4 protein-coding genes and 1 pseudogene are annotated in these 6,297 nt (G+C 71.7%); 4 read left to right on the top strand and 1 reads right to left on the bottom strand.

The genetic code is table 11. The features are described from left to right. Positions 1 to 219 precede the first annotated feature (219 nt). Positions 220 to 507: pseudogene (locus AB1I47_RS28315) on the top strand (LysE family translocator); the annotation flags it as partial. Positions 508 to 600: 93 nt separating this feature from the next. Beyond that, positions 601 to 780 (top strand): hypothetical protein, encoded by a 180-nt coding sequence (locus tag AB1I47_RS28310; protein ID WP_354687007.1) that lies wholly within the window; start codon positions 601 to 603, stop codon positions 778 to 780. On the opposite strand, the gene AB1I47_RS28305 is transcribed toward AB1I47_RS28310, so the two are convergent. Beyond that, positions 765 to 1,484 (bottom strand): GntR family transcriptional regulator, encoded by a 720-nt coding sequence (locus tag AB1I47_RS28305; protein ID WP_354687006.1) that lies wholly within the window; start codon positions 1,482 to 1,484, stop codon positions 765 to 767. The genes AB1I47_RS28310 and AB1I47_RS28305 overlap by 16 nt on opposite strands. Positions 1,485 to 1,886: 402 nt before the next feature. Between AB1I47_RS28305 and ptsP the strand changes: the two genes are divergently transcribed. Next, the gene (gene ptsP / locus AB1I47_RS28300) at positions 1,887 to 4,451 is read left to right on the top strand and encodes a phosphoenolpyruvate--protein phosphotransferase (protein WP_354687005.1); all 2,565 of its coding nucleotides are present in this window, start codon (positions 1,887 to 1,889) and stop codon (positions 4,449 to 4,451) included. A 56-nt stretch (positions 4,452 to 4,507) separates the two neighbouring features. Further along, on the top strand, positions 4,508 to 6,211 hold the full coding sequence (gene nagE / locus AB1I47_RS28295) for an N-acetylglucosamine-specific PTS transporter subunit IIBC (protein WP_407935925.1): 1,704 nt from the start codon (positions 4,508 to 4,510) through the stop codon (positions 6,209 to 6,211). Positions 6,212 to 6,297 lie beyond the last annotated feature (86 nt).

The following is a 6,297-nucleotide window of genomic DNA, read 5'->3' as shown; positions in this document are numbered from 1 at the left end:
CCCCCCCCCCCCCCCCCCCCCCCCCCCCCCCCCCCCCCCCCCCCCCCCCCCCCCCCCCCCCCCCCCCCCCCCCCCCCCCCCCCCCCCCCCCCCCCCTCCTCCCCCCCCCCCCCCCCCCCCCCCCCCCCCCCCACCCCCCCCCCCCCCCCGCCGCGCCCCCCCCCCCCCCCCCCCGCCCGCCGCGGGCCCCCCCCCCCCCCCCCCCCCGGCCCTTCCCCCACCGGCCTGTTGACCAATGTGACCAACCCCAAGGGCATCATCTTCATGGTCGCGGTGCTGCCGCAGTTTATCGATCCCAACCATCCGCTGGCGCTGCAACTGGCCATCCTGGCGGCGACCATGTGCTGCGTGGACCTGGTGGTGATGCATGGCTATGCGCTGCTGGCCTCGCGCATGCAGGGGCTGTTCCGCAATGCGCGCGCGGTGCGCTGGCAGAACCGCTTCTTCGGCAGCGTGCTGATGGCGGTCGGCGCGGCGCTGTTCTTCGTGCGCCGGCAGCACGCCTGACCCGCTTACATGGGCGCCGCACTGGCGCCGCACTGGCGCGCAGCGGCCGGGTTTGCTTCAATGAGGGGGAACCCCCGGCCACGGAGACCCCGCATGCCAGCCTCGCTGAACCCCCACGCCGGCGCGCAAGCGCTGCCGCGCCATACCGTGCCCCCGGCGGAAGAACCGTCGCCGCCGGGCGTGCCTCCTGACTTGCCGTTGCCGCCCGAAGAAGATCCCACCCCGCCGCCGGTCGAGCCGCCGGTAGCCAGCCGCTACTACTTAAGCTCGTAGAAATCGTTCAGGCAATAGGCGTCGGTCAGTTCGACCGGCTGGTCGCCGTGCGTGTAGCCGGTGCGCAGGATATGCAGCAGCGGCTCGCCCGGCGCGATATTCAGGCGCGCGGCCAGTTCCTCGGTCGCAATGATCGCGCGTAGCTTCTCGGTGACGCGCAGCACCGGCTTGCCGATCCGTTCCAGGTAGGCATAGAGCGATTCGCCGATGGCGCTCGCGTCTGGCAGCACCGCCAGCGCCAGCGTGGTCACATCCATCCAGAAGGTCTGGCCGTCGGCCTTGCGCAGCCGCGTGAGCCTGACGATCTCTTCTCCTTCCTGCAGCGCCAGCGCGGCGGCCTCCGGCGGCGTGGCGCGGCGGCGCTCGAACGCCACCAGTTCGCTGGCCGGTGTCATGCCGCGGCGGCGCGCCAGCTCGCTGAAGTTGTCCAGCCGCGCCGGCTTCTGCGCCGGGCGCGGTGCGATAAAGGTGCCGGCGCCGCGGCTGCGCGTGATCGCGCCGTCCTGGGCCAGCACCTGCAGGGCGCGGCGCGCGGTGACGCGCGAGATCCCCAGCGATTCGACCAGCGTGCGCTCTGACGGCAGCGCGTCGCCGACCCGCCATAGTCCGGCCCGGATCGCTGCGCCCAGTCCGCGCGCGACCTGCAGGTAGATCGGCGTGGCGTCGGTTTGGTCGGGCTTCAGGGCCAGCAGCCGTTCGTCCATTCGGGAGTCCTTGTCAGTACCGGGGGGTGGTACGAGATGATACCACTTTAGGACATGTTGCGGAGAATCAACCGGGAGGCTTCCGCATCGATATGAAATTGTCCCGTGGCTCGGAAATGCCTGCTGGTATCTGAAAGATTCCTTACAAGTCGTGCCGACAAAACACGCGGACCGCCGGAAAATTCTACGGAAAAATGGATTATCTGTGCGCTATAAAGCAGGTCGGACGCCCGTCTGCCGGCCTGCTTTGTCTTGCCTCAATAAAGATGCCACTGTAATACCAAAATTTGGTAGTGGTTTACGCTGGTATTTTTATTGTCACGTCACGTCTATCTTTGTCGTGACCCCGACGCCACGCCATTCCGACGTGGCACGTGCGATCCCTGCAAGCGACCTGACTCCATGCCCTACCACATCACTGATCCCGCCGAGACCCTGTTGCTGCGGGCTCCGTTGAGCGGAGTGCTGCTTCCCCTGGCGGCGGTGCCGGATCCGGTCTTTGCCGACGGCATGTTCGGCGACGGGGTGGCCATCGATCCCCTGTCCGATACGCTGGTGGCGCCGTGCGACGGCACCGTGGTCCAACTGGCCGCGACCGGCCATGCGCTGACGCTGCAGGCGCCGTGCGGCGCGCAGGTGCTGCTGCATGTGGGCATCGATACCGTGACGCTGCGCGGTGAAGGCTTCGCGCCATGCGTGGCGCCGGGCGACACCGTGCGGCAGGGCGATGCGCTGATCCGCTTCGATATCGACCGGATCGCGCGGCAGGCGCTGAGCCTGGTGACGGTGATGGCGATCGCCAATGGCGAGGCCTTTGTTGTGGCCGCGCGCACTGACGACAAGCTGGCCGAGGCGGGCAGCACGGTGCTGCTGCAGGTGCGCCCCACCGGCGCCGGCCAGCAGGCGCAGCAGGCCAAGAGCGTGGCGGAGCAGCGGCGCACGGTCACGCTGGCCTGTCCCGGCGGCCTGCACGCACGGCCTGCCGCCCGGGCGCGCGAGGCTGCGCGCGGGCTCGACGCCAGCTTGGTGCTGCACTACGACGGCCGGCAGGCCAACCTGGCCAGCCTGGTGGCACTGCTCGGGCTGGCCGCAGGCGAAGGCGCGACGGTCGAACTGGTCGCGACCGGGCGCGATGCCGGCGCCGCGCTCGCCGCCGTCGCGCACGAACTGCAGCGCGCCGGCGCGGGCGAGGACGAGCCGCGGCCCCCCGCTGCCGCCATGCTGTCTGCCTCCGTCGAATTGCCGCCGGGCTGCAGCGCCGGCGTGGCCGCCGCGCCCGGCATCGCCATCGGCACGCTGCACTGGTGGCGCGACACCGCGCCGGAACCGGCCGAGGCCGGACAGGGCGCCGCCACCGAACGCGCAGCCTTGCGCCACGCGCTGGCTGCCATCGATGCGCAACTGGCGCACCAGAGCCTGGCCGCCAGCGCGCGCCGCGCCGGCGCCGAGGCCGGCATCTTCGCCATGCATCGCGCCCTGCTGGACGACCCGGCGCTGCTGGCGGCCGCCGACACCCATATCGCCGCTGGCAAGAGCGCCGGCTTCGCCTGGCGCGAAGCGACGCGTGCCGAAGCGGCGGTGCTGTCGGCGCTGGCCGACCCCCGCATGGCCGAGCGCGCGGCAGACCTGCTGGACCTGCAGAAGCGCGTGCTGCGCGCGCTTGCCCCGGCCGAAGCGGGGCCCCGCACGCTCGCCAGCCAATTGCCGCGGCCCGCGGCCGACGGCGATCCCATCGTGCTGGCCGCCGAGGAGTTCACGCCTTCCGATCTGGCCGGACTCCATCCCGGGCAGGTCGCCGCGCTGGTGATGGTGCGCGGCGGCCCGACCTCGCACGCGGCCATCATCGCGCGCCAGCTCGGCATGCCGTGCCTGGTGGCGCTGGGCAACGTGCTTGAACGGCTGCCCGACGGCACCCCGGTGATCGCCGACGCCGACCACGCGCGGCTGCACGCCAATCCCGACGCGCACGCCCTTGCCGCCGCCGCCAGCGCCGCCCGCCTGCGCGCGCAGCAGCGCGAAGCCGACCTGCGCGCCGCGCACGCCGCTGCCAGCACGCATGACGGGGTGCGTATCGAGGTCGCGGCCAATATCGGCAGCCTGGACGACGCCCGCAGCGCGCTCGCGCATGGCGCCGAGGCGGTCGGGCTGCTGCGCACCGAACTGCTGTTCCTGCACGCTGACCAGGCGCCCACGGCGGCCGATCACACCGCCACCTGCCAGGCCATCGCGGACGCGCTGCAGGGCCGCAGCGCGATCGTGCGCACGCTCGATATCGGCGCCGACAAGGACGCCGCCTGGCTGCAGCTGCCGCCCGAAGACAACCCCGCGCTGGGCCTGCGCGGCGTGCGGCTGGCGCAGGTGCGCCCGCAGTTGTTCGACGACCAGTTGCGCGGCCTGCTGGCGGTGCGCGCGGCCGCGCCGCTGCGCCTGCTGCTGCCGATGGTCAGCGAGGTGGGCGAACTGGTGGCCTGGGGCGAGCGCATCCGCGCGCTGGCGCTGGAGATGCATGCCGATACCGCCGTCGAGGTCGGCGTGATGATCGAAGTCCCGTCCGCCGCGCTGCTGGCCGACCAGCTGGCCGAGCACGCCGACTTTTTCTCGATCGGCACCAACGACCTGACCCAGTACACCCTTGCCATGGACCGCTGCCAGCCGGAGCTGGCGGCGCGCATGGACGGCCTGCATCCCGCGGTGCTGCGCATGATCGCCGCCACCACCGCGGGCGCCGCGCGCTACGGCCGGTGGGTAGGCGTGTGCGGTGCGCTGGCGGGCGATCCGCTCGCGGTGCCGGCGCTGATCGGCCTGGGCGTGACCGAGCTGTCGGTCGATGCCGGCCTGGTGCCCGGCATCAAGGCGCGTGTGCGCGCGCTCTCCCATGCCGATTGCCGGCAGCGCGCGGGCGAACTGCTGCGCCTGCCATCCGCCGCCGCGGTGCGCGATGCGTGCCGCCAGTTCTGGCCGGTGTAAGCGCCGGTCCGCCAGACCCCACGCGCGCACTGCGCGCCCATATCCGGAGAACGCCAATGAAGATGGACCTGTTGCCCAGGATGCAGCGCCTGGGCGCGACACTGATGCTGCCGATCGCGGTGCTGCCGGTGGCCGGCCTGCTGCTGCGTCTTGGCCAGCCCGACGTATTCGACATCAAGCTGATGGCCGAGGCCGGCAACGCAGTCTTCACCAACCTGGCGCTGCTGTTCGCGATCGGCGTGGCGACAGGCTTCGCGCGCGACAACAACGGCGCCGCGGCGCTGGCCGGCACCATCGGCTACCTGGTGCTGACCACGGTGATGAAGACCATCGACAAGTCGCTCGACATGGGCGTGCTGGCCGGCATCGTCGCGGGCGCGGTGGCGGGCGGGCTCTACAACCGCTATCGCAACGTCAGCCTGCCGCCCTATCTGGGCTTCTTTGCCGGCAAGCGCTTCGTGCCTATCGTCACCGCGCTGTGCTGTTTGCTGCTGGGCGTGGTGCTCGCCTTTGCATGGGCGCCGGTGCAGGGCGCGATCAATGCGGCGGGCGCGTGGCTGACCACCGCGGGCTCGGCCGGCGCCTTCGTGTTCGGACTGCTGAACCGGCTGCTGCTGGTGACCGGGCTGCACCACCTGATCAACACGCTGGCGTGGTTCGTGTTCGGCAGCTATGTCGATCCGGCCACCGGCGCGGCAGTATCCGGCGACCTGCACCGCTACTTCGCCGGCGATCCGTCCGCGGGGCTGTTCATGGCGGGCTTCTTCCCGGTGATGATGTTCGGCCTGCCCGCGGCCTGCCTGGCGATGTACCACGAGACCCCGCCCGCGCGGCGCGCGGCGGTGGTGGGCATGCTGTTCTCGATGGCGCTGACCTCGTTCCTGACCGGCATCACCGAGCCGATCGAGTTCAGCTTCATGTTCCTGGCGCCGGTGCTGTACGGCGTGCACGCGGTGATGACCGGGCTGGCGATGGCGCTGTGCCATGCCTTCGATATCCGGCTCGGCTTCACCTTCTCGGCGGGCGCGATCGACTACGTGCTCGGCTATGGATTGTCGAGCCACGGCTGGCTGGCGATCCCGCTGGGGCTGGCCTGTGCGCTGGTCTATTACGGGCTGTTCCGGCTGTTCATCCGCCGCTTCAACCTGCTGACGCCGGGGCGCGACGAGGTCGTGCCGGACGAATTGGCGGACGCAGGCACGGCTGAGCCCGCGGCCGGCAGCGTGGCGCAGCGCTATGTCCAGGCGCTGGGCGGTGCCGCCAACCTGGTGCTGGTCGACTCCTGCACCACGCGGCTGCGGCTGAACGTGGCCGATACCGGCTTGGTGTCTGAGCCGCGGCTCAAGGCGCTGGGCGCGCGCGGCGTACTGAAGCGCCCGCCCAACGTGGTGCAGGTGGTGCTCGGGCCGCAGGCCGAGCAGGTCGCCGGCGAGATCCGTGGCGTCCTGCAGCAGGCCGAGGCAGCGGCCGCCGAGATGGTCCCCGCACGAGCCTTGACGGTAACGAGCTTCGATCCCGGCTGGTGGATCGAAGCGCTGGGCGGCGCCGGCAATATCGCCTCGGTCGGCGTGGTGGCGCAGACGCGGCTGCGCGTAGTGGTGCGCGAGCGCGCCCGCGTCAGCGCCGAACGGCTCGAGGGCGGCTCCGGCAGCCAGCTGATGTGGGCCGGCGCCGACACCGCGCATATCGTCTTCGGCCATCCCGCCAACGAACACGCCGCCGCCTTCCAGCGCGCGCTGCAAGCCGCAGCGCCCGCCTGACCCCCGCGCCGCAGCCGTGCGCGGCTGCGGTCGACATACGCCGTCGGCCATGACAGCAATCACAACAGCCACCTCAGCTACGCCGA

Origin of the sequence: Cupriavidus necator (assembly GCF_040578825.1) — a bacterium.
GTDB lineage: Bacteria > Pseudomonadota > Gammaproteobacteria > Burkholderiales > Burkholderiaceae > Cupriavidus > Cupriavidus necator_E.
This window is presented reverse-complemented; position numbering and strand designations above follow the sequence as displayed.